The organism is Thauera sp. JM12B12 (assembly GCF_039614725.1).
Lineage (GTDB): Bacteria > Pseudomonadota > Gammaproteobacteria > Burkholderiales > Rhodocyclaceae > Thauera.
Genome location: NZ_CP154859.1, coordinates 964,628 through 980,203, shown reverse-complemented (window position 1 = coordinate 980,203; position 15,576 = coordinate 964,628). Strand labels below are relative to the sequence as shown.

Below are 15,576 nucleotides of genomic sequence, written 5' to 3'. Positions count from 1 at the left end.
TGAATGATCAACCACCCCGGCCTGCGCCGGCAAGCCGCGCCTTCCGCGGGCATGCACGGTCCGCGCCGACGGAAGCAACTCGATGCACTCTTTCCCCGCCATGCGCGCGCCGCATCGATCCGGATCACCTATAGTTGCAGGCCGCCGTTGGCAAACACGACGGTTACTGCACCCCGCAACCGATCGAGGAGAAAACAATGAAACGAATTCAGCGCCTGCTCGCCATCGTGCTCAGCGTCAGCGTCCTCAACGTCAGTGCCATGCAGACGGCCCACGCCGCGCTGGTATCCACCGAGGAGGCGGCCCGTCTCGCCGACGCATCGCAGACCGAGTCCGGGCATGCCCGCCTCGCCGCGGCGCTGGCCCGCGACGACGTGCGCGCCGAACTGCTGCGCCAGGGCGTCGATCCCGCCCTCGCCCAGGAACGCATCGCCGCGCTCACCGATGCCGAGGCCACGCGCCTGGCGAACCAGATCGACAGCGCACCGGCGGGCGGCATCATCGGCGCCATCCTGCTGGTGTTCTTCGTGCTGCTGTTCACCGACATCCTGGGGCTCACCAAGGTCTTCCCCTTCACGCGCTCGATCCGCTGACGCGGCATGACTGCCGGCAACCGTGTCCGCGCCTCGACCCCGGGCGCGCCGCGAAGCCGACCGTCTGCTTTCTTCTTGCTCGCATTGCTGCTAGCGGCGCTGCTCGCCGGCGGCTGTGCGACGCAGACGCCGGCCTTGCTGTCCCAGCCGCCCACCGGCTTGCCGAGCCGCATCGAGCTCGTCGACACGCCGTTCTTCCCGGACGACAGCCACTTCTGCGGGCCGGCCGCACTCGCCACCAGCCTCTCCGCCGCAGGGCTGCCGACACGGCCCGAGACACTCGTCGATCACGTCTTCCTGCCGGGTCGCGCCGGGTCCCTGCAGGTCGAGATGCTCGCCGGCGCGCGTCGCAGCGGCGCGGTCGCCACCCTCGTTCCCCCCACACTCGAGGCCCTGTTCCGCGAACTGGCAGCCGGTCATCCCGTCGTCGTGCTGCAGAACCTCGGCCTGTCGTGGGCGCCCTCGTGGCACTACGCGGTGGCCGTCGGCTACGATCTCGAGGCCGGCGAGATCCTGCTGCGCTCGGGGCCGATGAAGCGCCAGGCGCTCGCGCTGCGCACCTTCGAGCACACCTGGCGGCGCGGCGAGAACTGGGCGTTCGTCACCCTGCCTCCGGGCCGGCTGGCGGCGACCGCCAGCGAGGCCGAGGCGACCGCGGCCCTGGTCGCCTTCGAGCGTTCGGCACCTCCCGCCGCGGCGGCGACCGCATACCGCGGCGGCCTGCAGCGCTGGCCGCAGAGCTACGCACTGCTGATGGGGCTGGGCAACGCGCTGTACGCGTCTGGCGACCGCAGCGGCGCCGAGGCGGCCTTCGCGCGCGCGGCCGAGACCCACGGCCACGCTGCTGCGCACAACAACCGCGCGCGCGTACTGCTCGAACTCGGCCAACCTGTCGCCGCACGACAGGCGGTCGAGCGTGGACTGGCGAACGCCGGTCCGCTGCGCGCCACCCTGCTCGACACCCTGCGTGCGATCGACGCCGCCACGCCCGCGCGCTGAAGCGCCCCTCACGCCGCGGCCGGCGCGCCCGCCGCGCTGGCCCGATTACGCCAAGGCAGCCATGGCGGTGGTCGCGATCGCCCTCCTCGGCGCACCACTTCTCGGCCAGTTCGATCTCGCCAACATCGCGATGCTGTTCCCGCTCGCGGTGCTGTTCTCCGCGATCCAGCTCGGACGCGGGCCGGCGGTGTTCGCCGCCTTCCTCTCGGTGGCGCTGTTCGACTTCTTCTTCGTTCATCCGCATTTCACCCTCGCGGTGTCGGACCTGCAGTACCTGCTCACCTTCGCGGTGCTGCTCGCCGTCGCGCTCACCACCGCCGAACTCGCCGCGCGCCTGCGTCGCGAGCGCGATACGGCCGAGGCGCGCGCAGAGGAGGCGGCGCAGGCCCGACTGGCGGCCGACGCCGAGCGCCTGCGCAACACCCTGCTCGCCTCCCTGTCGCACGACCTGCGCACCCCGCTCACCGCACTCGCCGGACTGGCCGAGTCGCTTCCCCTTGCCGGCCCCCCGCTGCCGGCGGCGCAGGCCGAACTGGCAGAGGCGATCCGGCTCGAGGCGCTGCGCACCCATGCCCTCGCCCGCGATCTGCTCGACCTCGCCCGCCTGCAGTCGGCGCAACCGCGTCTCGTGCTCGACTGGATTGCAGTCGACGAGCTTGTCGGCAGCGCACTGCAGGCACGGGCGCGGGCCCTGCGTGACCACCGGCTCGACCTCGAGCTGGCCGAGGACCTGCCGCTGCTGCAGGCCGACGCCGCGCTCCTCGAGCGCGTGATCTGCAACCTGATCGACAACGCCATCGCCCACACCCCCGCAGGCGGCCACATCGTGGTCGCGGCCCGCCTCGCCGCCGGCCCCGCAGCCGACGAGCCCGACACCCGCCCAGGGGTTGTGGCGCTCAGCGTCTGCGACGATGGCTGCGGCCTGCCAGCGGGGCGGGAGCACGCCATCTTCGAGCGTTTCGTGCGCGCGCCGCAGCCATCCGCGACCGCTTCGCCAGGCGCCACGGGAGATAGCGGAACCGGGCTTGGTCTGGCGATCGTGCGCGCGATCGTCGAGGCGCATGCCGGCACCGTGGAAGCGCGCAATCGCGACGGCGGCGGCGCCTGCTTCACGCTGCGCCTGCCCCTGCCGCCACAACCCGAACGGCCTCCGCCCGAACACGAAGATCTCGCCGCCCCATAGATGAAGAACGCCTCCCACCCCGCGCCCATCGTGCTGTTGGTCGAAGACGACGCCGGCATCCGCCGCTTCGTGCGGACGGCGCTGGAGTCCGACGGCTTCAGCGTGCATGAGGCCGCCGCGCTCGAGCGCGGACGCATCGAGCTCGCCAGCCGCCGCCCCGACCTGCTCGTGCTCGACCTCGGCCTGCCCGACGGCGACGGCATGGCGCTGCTCGCCGAACTGCGCGGCTGGAGCGGGATGCCGGTGCTGGTGCTGTCGGCGCGCAGCGACGAGGCCGACAAGGTGGCAGCGCTCGATGCCGGCGCCGACGACTACCTTCCCAAGCCCTTCGGCGTCGGCGAACTGCTCGCCCGCGTGCGCGCCCTGCTGCGGCGTGCGATGCGTCCACCGCAGGCGACGGCGAAGGTGGGCTTCGGCGAAGTGGAGGTCGATCTCGAGCAACGCCGGGTGACACGTTCAGGCATACCGGTGCACCTGACCCCGATCGAGTACCGCCTGCTCGGCCTGCTGATTGCCGCCGCCGGCCGGGTGGTGACGCAGCGCCAGTTGCTCGCGGGCGCCTGGGGACCGAACCACGTCGAGCACGCGCACTACCTGCGCGTATACATGGCGGGCCTGCGCCGCAAGCTCGAGCGGGATCCGCGCCTGCCCGCCCACATCCTGACCGAGCCCGGGGTTGGCTACCGGCTCGCGTCCGACCCTGTCAGCGCCGCCAGAACGCCGGACTCAACACCACCAGCAGCGTGAAGATCTCGAGCCGGCCGAGGATCATCGCGAAGCTCATCACCCAGGTCTGGAAGTCGTTCAGCCCCTGGTAGTTGCCCGCCGGCCCCAGCGCTGCAAGGCCCGGCCCGGCGTTGTTGATGCAGGCCACCACGCCGGAGAAGGCCGCCACCAGGTCCAGCCCGGAGGCCGCCAGTAACAGCGTCAGGCTGACGATGCTGACCATGTACATGAAACTGAAGGCGAGCACCGCATGCAGCACGTTGTCGGAGACGCGCTGGCTGCCCAGGCGCAGCGGCACTACCGCGCTCGGGTGCAGCGCACGGACGATCTCGCGATGGACCTGCTTGTAGAGGATGATCGCGCGCATCATCTTGACGCCGCCGCCGGTCGAGCCGGAACAGGCCGCGAAGCTGCTCAGGAACAGGATCCAGAGCTGCGCGAACATCGGCCACGTCGTGTAGTCGTAGGTCGCAAGACCGAGCGAGGTGGCGAGCGAGACGGCGTGAAACGACACGTGGCGAAACGCGAGCGCGCCCTCACGATAGGTACCTGACTCGATCAGGTACACGGTCAGGAAGACGACGGTGACCGCGAGCACGCCGAAGAACCAGCGCAGCTCCGGATCCTGGCCGTAGGGACGCGGCGTGCGGTGCATGAGGGCAAGGTAATGCGTCGCGTAGTTGATCCCGGAGAGCAGCGCAAAGACGATCGTCACGACCTCGATCGGCACGCTGTCGAAGGCGCCGAGACTGGCATCGCGCGTCGAGAAGCCGCCCAGGCCCATGACCGAGAAGGCGTGAATCACCGCATCCCAGGGGCTCATGCCGGCCTGCCAGAGGGCGATCCCGCAGGCAAGGGTGAGCATCGCATAGACGCCCCAGAGGCCCTTTGCGGTCTCGGCGATGCGCGGTGTCAGGCTGGACTCCTTCATCGGGCCCGGTGTCTCGGCTCGGAAGATCTGCCGCCCGCCGATGCCGAGCAGGGGCAGTACCGCGACCATCAGCACGATGACGCCCATGCCGCCGATCCAGTGCATGAAGCAGCGCCACAGATTGATCGAGATCGGCAGTGCGTCCAGCCCGGTGAGCACGGTGGCGCCGGTGGTGGTGAGCCCGGAGGCCGCCTCGAAGTAGGCGTCGGTGAATGACAGTCCGGGGAGATAGAGCATCAGCGGCAGGGCGCCGAACACCGGGGTGACCAGCCAGGTCGCCGCGACCAGCAGGAAACCGTCGGACACGTGCAGGTCGCGGCGCGCGCGACGCGTCGCCGCCCACATCGCCAGGCCGCAGGCGAAGGTGGCGAGGATGGCGAGGTCGTAGGCCGCCGTGGCGCCGTCGTCGAGGGCGAAGGAGACGGCAAGCGGGAAGCCCATCACCAGCCCGAACAGCATCAGCATCATGCCGAGCACACTGACGACGGGAAAATAGGCCTGCATTGCAGCAACGGCACGCGCCGCGGAGGATGGGGGACGCCGCGAATGCTAGGCCCGTGCGTGTAAAGATGGCGTTAAGAGTTTGCAGTGCACCATGGGCGCAGCCTGCCGCCGCGACCGAGCGCGGCGCGCACACGCAAAGAGGGCGCCGTGATCGCTCACCGCGCCCTCTTGTCTGGCCCCCCGCCTGTGCCGTCTGGGCCGAGCATCCTGAACCTAGGGTTCAGGGAGGTCACATCCCTTCCGCTTCAGGATCACCCGGCGAGGGGCGTTCACACCAGCGGCATCGATGGTCAGCGACCGAGTCTCTCGACTATTGGTTCAAGGAATCTACGACTTCGACGAACACTGCAGGGGATTGATCGGTACTACGCCACGGACCCTCAAGAGAAGCTCAGAAGAGTTTTTCCTGCTGTCCCAGCACGCCATCCAGGCGCGCTTTCATGAGTCCGATTCTACGCTTCATGCCCGGCATGTCAAACCCGTTGCCGCGCTGGTACTGCAGGAACTCATGGGCGATGTTGAGCGCGGTCATGACCGCGAGCTTCTCGCCCGAAGAGTTCGTTTTCGCACCGAGTTCGCGGAACTTGTCGTCAAGATAGGCAACGGTCGCCAGCAGTTCGTCGCGGTTCTCCGGGGTGCAGGAAATGCGGTATTCCTTGCCCAGCAACATCATGTCGAGATGGTCGGCGGACATCGCGTCAAGCCTCCGGCAGTTTGTCGAGCAGGCTCTCGAGGCGATCCGTCGCGAGGCGGACCTTGTCGGCGAGCTGGCGGTTTTCGGCTTCCAGCCGCGCCACCCGGCCGCGCAACTCGAGGTTGCCGGCCTTGAGGCGCTCGTACTGGCTGATCAGTTGCTCGAGCTGCGCTTCGAGCTGGGCGAGTTCGTTATCCATGGCGTCGATGGTAGTGAGCGGCCCATAAGGGGTCAATCAGTACGGCAGGCTCCCTCTTGCGGCATGGGCGAGGCGCCGGCGCTCAGCGCTGCACCTGGGTGACGTCGCGCACCGCGCCGGTATCGGCCGAGGTGGTGAGTGCGGCGTAAGCCTGCAGCGCGGCCGAAACCACGCGCTCGCGCTGCGCAGGCTTCCACGCCGCGGCCCCCTTCGCCTCCATCGCGGCCCGACGCCGGGCGAGCTCGGTGTCGGAAATCGCCAGCTGGATGCTGCGGTTCGGGATGTCGATCTCGATCGTGTCGCCGTCCTCGACGAGCGCGATCGCGCCGCCGCAGGCCGCCTCGGGCGAGGCGTGGCCGATCGACAGCCCCGAGGTGCCGCCGGAGAAGCGGCCGTCGGTCAGCAGCGCGCACTGCGCGCCGAGACCGCGGCTCTTCAGGTAGGAGGTGGGGTACAGCATCTCCTGCATGCCGGGGCCGCCCTTCGGGCCTTCGTAGCGGATCACCACCACATCGCCGGCCTGGACCTTCTCGCCGAGAATGCCATCGACCGCGTCCTCCTGGCTCTCGAACACCCGCGCCTTGCCGGTGAACTTCCAGATCGACTCGTCGACGCCGGCGGTCTTCACGATGCAGCCCTTCTCGGCGATGTTGCCGTAGAGCACGGCCAGGCCGCCATCGGCGGTGAAGGCGTGTTCCTTGTCGCGGATGATGCCGTGCGCGCGGTCGGTGTCGAGTTCCTTCCAGCGCCGGTCCTGGCTGAAGGCGACCTGGGTCGGCACGCCACCGGGCGCGGCGCGGTAGAAGGTGTGCACCGCCTCGTCGCTGGTGCGCTTGACGTCCCACTTGTCGAGCGCCTCGGCCATCGAGGCACTGTGCACCGTGGGCACATCGGTGTGCAGCAGGCCGGCGCGATCGAGCTCGCCGAGGATGGACATGATGCCGCCGGCGCGATGCACGTCCTCGATGTGCACGTCGGCCACCGCCGGCGCGACCTTGCACAGGCAGGGCACGTGGCGGCTGATGCGATCGATGTCCTTCATCGTGAAGTCGACGCCGGCCTCGCGCGCGGCGGCGAGCAGGTGCAGCACGGTGTTGGTCGAGCCGCCCATGGCGACGTCGAGGCTGATCGCGTTCTCGAACGCACGGAAACTCGCGATCGAGCGCGGCAGCGCCGAGGCGTCGTCCTGCTCGTACCAGCGGCGAGCGAGGTCGACGATGCGGCGACCGGCCTCGCGGAACAGGCGCTCGCGATCGGCATGGGTCGCGAGCGTGGTGCCGTTGCCAGGCAGCGACAGGCCAAGCGCCTCGGTGAGGCAGTTCATCGAGTTGGCGGTGAACATGCCCGAGCATGAGCCGCAGGTCGGGCAGGCCGAGCGCTCGATGGCGTCGACTTCCTCGTCCGAGCAGTTCTTGTCGGCGGCCTTGACCATGGCGTCGACGAGATCGAGCGTGATCACCTTCGATTCCCACTTGACCTTGCCGGCCTCCATCGGACCGCCGGACACGAAGATCGCCGGGATGTTGAGGCGCAGCGCGGCCATCAGCATGCCCGGGGTGATCTTGTCGCAGTTCGAGATGCACACCAGCGCGTCGGCGGTGTGTGCGTTGCACATGTATTCGACGCTGTCGGCGATGATTTCGCGCGAGGGCAGCGAGTACAGCATGCCGCCATGCCCCATCGCGATGCCATCGTCCACCGCGATCGTGTTGAATTCCTTGGCGACGCCGCCTGCGGCCTCGATCTCGCGGGCGACCAGCTGCCCCAGGTCCTTCAGGTGCACGTGGCCGGGCACGAACTGGGTGAAGCTGTTGGCGATCGCGATGATCGGCTTTTCGAAGTCGCCGTCCTTCATGCCGGTGGCGCGCCACAGGGCGCGGGCACCTGCCATGTTGCGGCCGGCGGTGGAGGTGCGGGAACGGTACTGGGGCATGGCGGTGCTCCGGGAGATCTCGGGTGGGGGACTGGATTCTAACGCGCGTCGGGCAGCATGCGTAACGTCCGCATATGGGGTCGCTCCGGGGCGCGCGGCCCGGCGCTGTGGGTGGGGCGAAGCGGCTGGCGTATCATCCGGGGCTCGTCACCGTCAGGAGCCCCCATGCAGGACACGACCCCCACGACAGAGGCCGGCTTCGACCTCGACCCGGCCGAGATCCGCGTCCTCGGTGTGCTGATCGAGAAAGCCTTCATCACCCCCGACGCCTATCCGCTGTCGATCAACGCGATCACCACCGGCTGCAACCAGCTCACCGCGCGCGAGCCGGTGATGAACCTGAGCGAGGCCGAGGTGCAGGCGGCGGTCGACAGCCTGATCGCGCGCCGCCTGGTGTCCAAGCGCGACCAGGCGAGCGCGCGCGTGGCCAAGTACGAGCATCTGGTGCGCCTGCGCCACTCGTTGCCGCCGGCCGAGCAGGCGGTGCTCGCCATCCTGCTCCTGCGCGGCGCGCAGACCGCGGGGGAGCTGCGCCAGCGCTGCGAGCGCCTGCACCGCTTCGACGACGTCGCCGCGGTCGACGCGGTACTCGAGCACCTGGCCGAGAAGTACCCGCCGCTGGTCACCGCGCTGCCGCGGGCGCCGGGCACCAAGGAGACCCGCCACGTTCATCTGCTCGGCGGCGATGCCGCGGTGCAGGAGATGGCCGAGGCCCAGGCCGGCGGCGCCGCTGGCAGCGGCGGACGCGGGCGGATCGGCGAACTCGAGGACGAGGTGCGCCGTCTGCGCGAAGAGCTCGACGCGTTACGGGAGGCGTTTGCCGCATTCCGCAGACAGTTCGACTGACCACATCCCACCCTCGCCCGCAGCCTGACGGCTCGCTCCGCCCCCTGCCCGACAGCCCCCGAATCCATGCTCGTCCATCCGCAGTTCGATCCGATCGCCTTTTCCCTTGGCCCGCTCTCGGTACGCTGGTACGGCCTCATGTACCTGGTCGCCTTCGTGCTGTTCGTCGTACTCGGCCGCATGCATGCGCGACGCAGGCCGGAGCTGGGCTGGAACGCGCAGATGATCGACGACCTCCTGCTCTACGGCGTGATCGGGGTGATCGTGGGCGGGCGCCTGGGCGAGGTGCTGTTCTTCCAGCCCGGCTACTACCTGCAGCATCCGGGCGAGATCCTCGCGGTGTGGAAGGGCGGCATGAGCTTCCATGGCGGCTTCCTCGGCGTGCTGGCGGCGATGTGGCTGTATGGCCGCCGGCACGGCAAGCGCTTCTGGGAGGTGACCGACTTCATCGCGCCCCTGGTGCCCACCGGACTGGCGGCCGGGCGCGTCGGCAACTTCATCAACGGCGAACTCTGGGGCCGTCCGGTGCACGCCGAGCTTCCTTGGGCGATGGTCTTCCCCTGGGTCGACGCCGCGCCGCGCCATCCCTCCCAGCTCTACCAGGCGGCCGGCGAGGGCCTGCTGCTGTTCCTGATCCTGTGGTTCTACGCCGCCAGTCCGCGCCCGTTGCGCGCCGTTTCGGCGGCATTCCTGATCGGCTATGGCGTGCTGCGCTTCATCGCGGAGTTCTTCCGCACGCCGGATCCGGGCATCTTCGGCACGCTTGCGCTCGGACTATCCACCGCGCAATGGTTGTGCGTACCCATGGTGGCGATCGGGCTGCTGGTTCTGGCGGGCAGCCGGCAGGCCGCGCGCTGAGCGGCCTGCACCCGGCTAGATGACGTCCGCCGCTGCGACGCCGTCGAGCAGGGCGGACAGATCGGCAAGCACGCCGACAGCGTCGGCACCGAGGGCGCGCGCTGCCGATGCGGCCACCGAATCGAGGGCCGGCACGACGGCGATGATCCGGCTACCGGGGGCCATGCGCTTCAGGAGCCCGACCAGCCGGGCGGGCTCGGCCGGCACCACGTCGCAGTCGAGGATCACCAGATCGGGGGCGCAGCGGAAGAACTGCTGCAACGCGTGCGTCTCGGCGTAGGCGCGCGCGACCACCTCGAGACCTGCCCTCGCCGTTTTCTCGAGCTGCCGCTCGACCGCCGTCTGACCATGCCGCTCCGGAGCCACGATCAGCACCCGCAGCGGCATCCGCTCGTCGCCCCTCATCACTTGCACCCGCTTCAATGTCGTCGCCATGCAAAATGGCATATCGATACGTTGCGTGCAAGCGCGGCGAGCCCGTACGTAGTTTTACGCATGCATCCGTGAAATTCGCACACCGGGGCCGCCGGCTGTAACACAAAGCGCCGCCCAAAGCGGGCTATGATCCTGGCAATACATCCAAGCCGCATCGACAGGAGGAGAACATGGCAGGCACCGGGCTGGTATCGCGCGGGCTGACCAAGGTGCGCGAGCTGGTGGCGAGCGCCACTCACTTCGGCAAGCCGCCGGAAGCCGACGACCTCGACCGCATCCGCACCCAGCTCCAGGAATGTGCGGAAGGTCGTGGCGGCGAGGTATCGACACGCCAGCGCGCCGCGCGGCTGGCCGAGACCTACCTGCGTCTCGACGACGCCGGCCGCCACGCCTTCCTGCGCATGATCGCGCATGAGTTCGGCCCCGACCCGCGCGCGGTGGCGGTGGCCCACGAGGCCTACCAGGCCGCCATCGGCACGCCCGCGCAATGGGATGCGGAGGCGCGCCTGCGGACCGCCCTGCGCTCGCGCCGCTTGCGCATCCTCACCCAGTTCAACGCCATCCCGCAGGGCGTCAAGTTCCTCGTCGACCTGCGCGCCGACCTGTTGCGCTTCCTCGCCGAGGATGCGCTGCTCAAGCCGCTCGACCGCGAGCTCGAGACGCGGCTGTCGGCCTGGTTCGACGTCGGCTTCCTCGAGGTGCAGCGCATCACCTGGACCTCGCCCGCGGCACTGCTCGAAAAGCTCGTCCATTACGAGGCGGTGCATGAGATCCGTTCCTGGGACGACCTCAAGAACCGGCTCGACTCCGATCGCCGCTGTTACGCCTTCTTCCATCCGCGCATGCCGCTCGAGCCGCTGATCTTCGTGCAGGTGGCCCTGCTCGAGGAGGTTGCGGACAACGTGCAGCGCCTGCTCGACATCGAGGCCCCGCTCGCCGATGCCGGCCGCGCGAACACGGCGATCTTCTACTCGATCAGCGCGACCCAGGAGGGTCTGCGCGGCGTGAGCTTCGGCAACTTCCTCCTCAAGCGCGTCATCGACGATCTCAAGCGCGACTTCCCGCGCCTGAAGACCTTCGCCACGCTGTCGCCGATCCCGGGCCTGGTGCGCTGGGTGCAGCGCAACCCCGAGGAGTTCGCCGACGCGATCACGCCGACCGACTGGAAGCGGCTCGCTGCACTCGGCGTCACCGGCGTCGAGGCCCCCGCGCTGGCAACGCTCCTCGAGGGCGACACGGCGTGGAGCCGCGACGACGACCTGCAGCAGGCCTTGCGCGAGCCGCTGCTGCGCCTGGCCGCCCGCTACCTCCTCGAAGCGCGCCGCGGCGACAAGCCGGTCGACGCGGTCGCGCGCTTTCATCTCGGCAATGGCGCCCGCGTCGAGCGCCTGAACTGGCTGGCCGACCGCTCCGACAAGGGGCTCGGGCAATCGTGGGGGCTGATGGTCAACTACCTCTACGATCCCGACGACATCGAGGCCAACCTCGAGAGCTTCGCCAGCGAGGGCCGGATTGCGGCCTCTTCGGCGGTGCGCCGGATGGCGCGCCGCTGAGCTGCGCGCCGGAACCCTTTGCGATGCTGCTGCCCTTCCGCCACGCCTCGATTCGCGTCCGCCTGCTGATGGCCAGCACGGTGGTGCAGGTCGTGCTGCTCAGCCTGCTGCTGGCCAACAGCATGCGGCTGATGAACAACGCCGTGTCGGCGAGCCTGGACACCACCATCACGCAGAACGCGAGCATGCTCCATGCCATGGCCACGGCCTACGGCGAGCAGCAGCGCCTCGACGTGCTCCAGGACGTCCTCGGCGAACTCCTCGCGGACGCCGACGAGGGGCTGGTGTACGTGCGCATCGCCGACCCCGGCGGCAAGCCCCTGGTGGCGGCCGGGCAGCCGCTCATGACGCAGCTGCCCGAACCGAGCGAGCAGCGCCAGAGCTTCCTTGCCGGCCTGGTGAACACCGGCGAAGTCGTGCATGTGCGCCGACCGCTCCTGCTTGCGAAGAACGAGGTCGGCGTGCTGCAGTTCGGCGTCTCGGTCTCCGTGCTCGCCGCCGCGCGCCGGGCGATCATGGAGCAGGGCCTCGCGATCGCGATCGCCGAGATCGCGCTCACCTTCTTCCTGCTGTCGACGATCGGCTACTTCCTGACCCGCAACCTTCGCCGGCTGCTCGAAGGCAGCAAGGCGATCGCCGACGGCCGCCTCGACCACCGCGTGAAGTCTCACGGCGAGGACGAACTCGCGGTGATCGCACGCCACTTCAACATCATGGCCGCCACCCTGCAGCAGCGCGTGGCCGAGCTGCAGCACACGGCAGAGCGCCTGCGAGCGAGCGAGGAGCGCCATGCAATGGCCCTGCGCGGCGCCAACGACGGTCTCTGGGACTGGGACCTGCGCGCGGGCTCGGTCTACTACTCGGAACGCTTCTGCCAGATCCTCGGCGTCACCGAGATGCCAAGCGCTCCCGAAGCCTTCCTCGACTTCATCCACCAGCACGAGGTGGATGCCTACCGCCAGCGCATGATCAGCCACCTCAAGGGTGACAGCACGCAGTTCATGATGGAGTTCCGCGTCCGCCTGCCCGACGGCGAGTTCCACTGGGTCTTGATGCGCGGTGTCGCCAGTCGCGATGAGGACATGACCGCCTTCCGCATGGCGGGCTCGCTCGGCGACATCAACCTGCGCAAGCGCGCCGAGCAGCAGCTGGTGCACGACGCCCTGCACGACGGCCTGACCGGCCTGCCCAACCGCGCGATGTTCATCGAGCACGCCGACCGGGCGCTCGCGCAGCGCCGGCGCGGCGACATCCGCCAGCTCGCGGTGCTGGCGATCAACCTCGAGCGTTTCAGCCTGGTCAACGACAGCTACGGCCACGCGGTCGGCGACGAGCTGCTGCGCCGGGTCGCCGCCCACCTCTCCTCCTTCATGCGCCAGGGCGACGTCTGCGCGCGCGTTGGCGGCGACCAGTTCGCGGTGCTGCTCAACGGCGTAGACAGCTCGATCGAGGCGCTGCGCATCTGCGAGCACCTCGTCGCCCTGCCCGCGTTCGCCCCCAGCACCACCGAGCAGGTGCTGCACCCGCGCTGCCGCGTGGGCGTGGCCCTGAGCGACAGCGAGCGCGAGGACGCCGAGTCCCTGTTGCGCGACGCCGACAACGCACTGCACAAGGCGCGCCGCAGCGAGACTGCGACGATCGAGTTCTTCCATGCCGAGATGCACGCCCAGGCCGTGCGCGCGCTGCAGATCGAGGCGGAGTTGCGGGCCGCCCTCAAGCACGGCGGACTCACCGTGTTCTACCAGCCGATCGTCGCCCTCGACAGTCTGCTGCCGACCAGTTTCGAGGCCCTGGTGCGCTGGCCGCACCCGTCGCTCGGCCTGCTTCCGCCGTCCGAGTTCATACCGCTCGCCGAGACCCTGGACCTGATCCACGACATCGGCCTCAACGTCCTTGCCGAAGTCTGCGCCGACCTGCGCGACTGGCAATGCAGGCTGGCGCCGCACGCGCCGCTGCGGGTCAGCGTCAATCTGTCCGCACGCCAGCTCGCGCGCGCCGAGCTCGCCGACGAGCTGCTTCGCGTCATCGACGCCAGCGGGCTCGACCGCGCCGCGATCCGCTTCGAGGTCACCGAGAGCGTGCTCGCCCGCCACGACGGCCCGGCCATCCACACCCTGCACGCGCTGCGCGCCGCCGGCATCGACGTGCTGATCGACGACTTCGGCACCGGTTACTCGACGCTCAGCTATCTGCACACGATGCCCTGCAACCAGGTGAAGCTGGACGGCTCCTTCGTGCGCTCCATCACGCATGACGAGCGCCTGCGCGCGATCGTGCGCCACAGCATCGAACTCGCCCACGACCTCGGCATGACCGTGGTCGCCGAATGCATCGAGGACGAGGCACAGCTGCAGATCCTGCGCGAGATGGGGTGCGATTACGGCCAGGGCTACCTGTTCTCGCGCCCGGTCGATCGCTGCCAGACCCTCGCCCGTCTGCAGAAGAATTTCGGAGGATCGCAGTCATGAAGTTGCGCCACGCCGCCGCGCTCGCCCTGGCGGCCGGCGCGAGCCTGTCGTCGCAGGCCGCACCGGATGCACCTCTCGCCTGGCAGTTCTCGGGTTTCGCGACGCTGGGCGCGGTCTACACGAACTCGGACACGCTGCGGTTCGCCCGCGTCGGCATCGACGAACCGGGCGGATACAGGGTCGACCCCGGCCCCGACTCGGTGCTCGGCGTGCAGGCGGGGCTGCGCCTGGGCGAACGCAACAACGCCGTCGTGCAGCTCATGACCCGCGAGACCCAGCGCGGCGACTATCGCCCGCGCGCCACCCTCGCTTTCCTCAGTCACGCCCTGACGCCCGAGCTCACCGTGCGCGCCGGCCGCCTGCGCAGCCCCTTCTTCATGCTGTCGGACACCGCCGACATCAACTACAACCAGACTTGGGTGCGCCCCCCGACCGAGGTGTATGGACTCAATCCGTTTGCCGACCTCGACGGCGTCGATCTGCTGCACCGCAGCCGGATCGGCGAGACCTTCATCGAAGTCCACCCGTACGTCGGTCGCAGTCGGGTGCCGGTGATCGGCGGCGGGCGGGCAAGGCTGGACGACCTCATGGGTGTGCGGGTGACGATCGAGGCCGGCCGCCTCAGTCTGAGCGCCGGACACGCCAAGGCCGATCTGGCGGTCAGGCGCAGCTCTGCGGGTTACCTCGCGTTCATCGATCGCGTGGGCCTGCCCGCCGCGCTCCAGGAGCGCCTGAGCGGCAGCGGCGCCGACGCCAGCTTCAGCTCGCTCGGCCTGCAATGGGACGACGGACGCTGGCTGGTCAGCGCGGAGCTCGCCCGCACCACCGCGTCGGCGTTCACCAACAGCGCGACCGGCGCTTACCTCGCGGTGGGCCGGCGCGTCGGGACCCTCACCCCTTATCTCAGCCTGGCACGGCAGTGGCAGGACGATCCGCTGGTCGACCCCGCCGAGGCGGGCGCGTACGCAGCGGTGCTCGCACCGTTCAATCGCTCGCGCAACCAGGCCCAGCGCAGCGTGACCACCGGGGTGCGCTGGGACTTCCTCCACAACGCGGCGCTCAAGGCCGAGTTCACCCACGTGAAGACGGATCGCGACGCACACGGCACCTTCATCGCCCGCGACAACCCCTTCGCACCCGGCCTCGACCGACAGTCGATCAACCTGATGAGCATCTCGGTCGATGTGGTGTTCTGACCTGCCCCTCCGCCTGCGCACGCTCACCGCGCTGCTCGCGCTCGCTGCGCTTGCCCTGTGCTGGGCAGCGCCAGCGCTTGCCGAACCGCTCGCGGTCGTCACAGCCCGCCAGGGCGGCGTCACCGCGCTCGACCGCGAGACCGCCGAACAGCTGTTCCTCGGCAGGCGCACCACGCTTGCCGACGGGCGTGCCGTCACCATCGTAGACCTGCCGGCGGGCGCCGAGCGCGACCGCTTCTACCTGCAGCTCACCGGCAAGAATCCAAGCCAGATCCGCGCCTACTGGTCCCGCCTGGTGTTCACCGGGCGCTCGCAGCCGCCGCGCGAGGCGGCAAGCACCGACGATGCCCTTCGCCTCGTCCTCGCCACTCCGGGCGCAATCGCCTACCTGCCGCTGACGGCGGCACAAACCCCCGAACTGCTCATCCTGCTCACCCTCGACTGACGCCCTCCGCACG

15 protein-coding genes and 1 other RNA gene are annotated in these 15,576 nt (G+C 69.5%); 10 read left to right on the top strand and 6 right to left on the bottom strand.

Annotated features, from left to right (window positions below):
* The first annotated feature begins 197 nt into the window (after window positions 1–197).
* The 4 genes from AAG895_RS04330 to AAG895_RS04315 all read left to right on the top strand — a co-directional run bounded on the left by AAG895_RS04330 (window position 198) and on the right by AAG895_RS04315 (window position 3,522).
* Entirely contained in the window at window positions 198–593 is a 396-nt protein-coding gene (locus tag AAG895_RS04330; RefSeq protein WP_345794330.1) for a PA2779 family protein, read from the top strand.
* 75 nt (window positions 594–668) lie between these two features.
* Complete coding sequence (locus AAG895_RS04325; protein ID WP_345794329.1) at window positions 669–1,592, top strand: PA2778 family cysteine peptidase; 924 nt, start codon at window positions 669–671, stop codon at window positions 1,590–1,592.
* A 61-nt stretch (window positions 1,593–1,653) separates the two neighbouring features.
* Window positions 1,654–2,775: a DUF4118 domain-containing protein gene (locus tag AAG895_RS04320; RefSeq protein ID WP_345794328.1), complete on the top strand. Its 1,122-nt coding sequence runs from the start codon at window positions 1,654–1,656 to the stop codon at window positions 2,773–2,775.
* On the top strand, window positions 2,776–3,522 hold the full coding sequence (locus AAG895_RS04315) for a response regulator (RefSeq protein ID WP_345794327.1): 747 nt from the start codon (window positions 2,776–2,778) through the stop codon (window positions 3,520–3,522).
* On the opposite strand, the gene AAG895_RS04310 is transcribed toward AAG895_RS04315, so the two are convergent.
* The 5 genes from AAG895_RS04310 to ilvD all read right to left on the bottom strand — a co-directional run bounded on the left by AAG895_RS04310 (window position 3,479) and on the right by ilvD (window position 7,762).
* Window positions 3,479–4,936: a potassium transporter TrkG gene (locus AAG895_RS04310; protein WP_345794326.1), complete on the bottom strand. Its 1,458-nt coding sequence runs from the start codon at window positions 4,934–4,936 to the stop codon at window positions 3,479–3,481. The two genes, AAG895_RS04315 and AAG895_RS04310, sit on opposite strands and share 44 nt — an antisense overlap.
* Before the next feature lie 173 nt (window positions 4,937–5,109).
* Window positions 5,110–5,293: non-coding RNA, 6S RNA (gene ssrS / locus AAG895_RS04305), on the bottom strand.
* A 34-nt stretch (window positions 5,294–5,327) separates the two neighbouring features.
* On the bottom strand, window positions 5,328–5,630 hold the full coding sequence (locus AAG895_RS04300; protein ID WP_345794325.1) for a cell division protein ZapA: 303 nt from the start codon (window positions 5,628–5,630) through the stop codon (window positions 5,328–5,330).
* A gap of 4 nt (window positions 5,631–5,634) precedes the next feature.
* On the bottom strand, window positions 5,635–5,829 hold the full coding sequence (locus AAG895_RS04295; protein WP_345794324.1) for a hypothetical protein: 195 nt from the start codon (window positions 5,827–5,829) through the stop codon (window positions 5,635–5,637).
* Between the two features lie 82 nt (window positions 5,830–5,911).
* Entirely contained in the window at window positions 5,912–7,762 is a 1,851-nt protein-coding gene (ilvD, locus tag AAG895_RS04290; RefSeq protein WP_345794323.1) for a dihydroxy-acid dehydratase, read from the bottom strand.
* Window positions 7,763–7,927: 165 nt separating this feature from the next.
* Between ilvD and AAG895_RS04285 the strand changes: the two genes are divergently transcribed.
* Together AAG895_RS04285 and lgt are read left to right on the top strand one after the other, a co-directional pair.
* Window positions 7,928–8,608 (top strand): YceH family protein, encoded by a 681-nt coding sequence (locus tag AAG895_RS04285; protein WP_345794322.1) that lies wholly within the window; start codon window positions 7,928–7,930, stop codon window positions 8,606–8,608.
* Between the two features lie 66 nt (window positions 8,609–8,674).
* A complete protein-coding gene (lgt, locus tag AAG895_RS04280; protein WP_345794321.1) occupies window positions 8,675–9,466 on the top strand; it encodes a prolipoprotein diacylglyceryl transferase in 792 nt (263 codons plus the stop codon).
* A gap of 15 nt (window positions 9,467–9,481) precedes the next feature.
* Here lgt and AAG895_RS04275 read toward each other — a convergent pair whose 3' ends face one another.
* On the bottom strand, window positions 9,482–9,901 hold the full coding sequence (locus tag AAG895_RS04275; protein WP_345794320.1) for a two-component system response regulator: 420 nt from the start codon (window positions 9,899–9,901) through the stop codon (window positions 9,482–9,484).
* 170 nt (window positions 9,902–10,071) lie between these two features.
* Here AAG895_RS04275 and AAG895_RS04270 point away from each other — a divergent pair, with 170 nt between their 5' ends.
* From AAG895_RS04270 to AAG895_RS04255, 4 genes are read left to right on the top strand one after another with little or no spacing between them, the layout of a single operon-like run.
* Window positions 10,072–11,454, top strand: a complete 1,383-nt coding sequence (locus AAG895_RS04270; RefSeq protein WP_345794319.1) for a malonyl-CoA decarboxylase — start codon at window positions 10,072–10,074, stop codon at window positions 11,452–11,454.
* A gap of 23 nt (window positions 11,455–11,477) precedes the next feature.
* Window positions 11,478–13,922, top strand: coding sequence for an EAL domain-containing protein (locus AAG895_RS04265; protein ID WP_345794318.1), 2,445 nt, complete (start codon window positions 11,478–11,480; stop codon window positions 13,920–13,922).
* Window positions 13,919–15,118 (top strand): hypothetical protein, encoded by a 1,200-nt coding sequence (locus AAG895_RS04260; protein ID WP_345794317.1) that lies wholly within the window; start codon window positions 13,919–13,921, stop codon window positions 15,116–15,118. Before AAG895_RS04265 ends, AAG895_RS04260 begins: the two co-directional genes overlap by 4 nt.
* Window positions 15,105–15,563 (top strand): hypothetical protein, encoded by a 459-nt coding sequence (locus tag AAG895_RS04255; RefSeq protein WP_345794316.1) that lies wholly within the window; start codon window positions 15,105–15,107, stop codon window positions 15,561–15,563. The genes AAG895_RS04260 and AAG895_RS04255 overlap by 14 nt, the downstream gene beginning before the upstream one ends.
* Window positions 15,564–15,576: the final 13 nt, after the last annotated feature.